Genomic DNA, 595 nt, shown 5'->3' on the forward strand with positions numbered 1-595 from the left:
GGACGGGCCGGCCGGGGTGGCGGGGCGCCGTCTCACCGGGCTGGGAGCGGCGGGGGCGGAACAGTCCGCCGCGTTCGCTCTCGTCGTCGTCGAGGGCGTCCGCGAGCTCCTCGATGGCGTCGAGGTCGACGGGCGCCTCCAGCTCCACCGGCCCGTCCAGGAGCGAGACCGGCAGTCCCGGGAGCTGCACGGGTGCCTGGGAGAGGGCGGCCCTGCGGCCTTCCTCCCGCTCGGCCTTCCCGGCGGGCCGTTCCCGGTCGAGCCGGAAGCCGATGCCGTTGGTGTCGGGGACGTCGTCGGTGAGCAGCGTGTCGGGAATGAGGACGACAGCGGTGGTGCCGCCGTACGGGGACGGCTGGAGCGAGACGCGGACGTTCTGCCGCTGGGCGAGCCGGCTGATGACGAACAGGCCGAGCCGGTCGGTGTCGGAGAGTTCGAACTCCGGGGTCTCGGCGAGCCGGAGGTTGGCGTCCAGCAGCGTTTCGGCGGCCATGCCCAGGCCCCGGTCGTGGATCTCCAGGGTGAAGCCGTTGGCGACACGCTCGCCGAGGACCTGCACCGCCGTGTGCGGCGGGGAGAACACCGTGGCGTTCTC

Annotated in this window: 1 protein-coding gene; it reads right to left on the reverse strand. The window is 73.6% G+C overall.

Translation table 11 applies throughout. The features are described 5' to 3' along the window. The coding region (locus BZY54_RS47790; protein ID WP_143668419.1) for a histidine kinase at positions 1-595 on the reverse strand (595 nt) is incomplete at both ends.

Origin of the sequence: Streptomyces carpinensis, from assembly GCF_002154505.1 — a bacterium.
Classification (GTDB): domain Bacteria; phylum Actinomycetota; class Actinomycetes; order Streptomycetales; family Streptomycetaceae; genus Streptomyces; species Streptomyces carpinensis.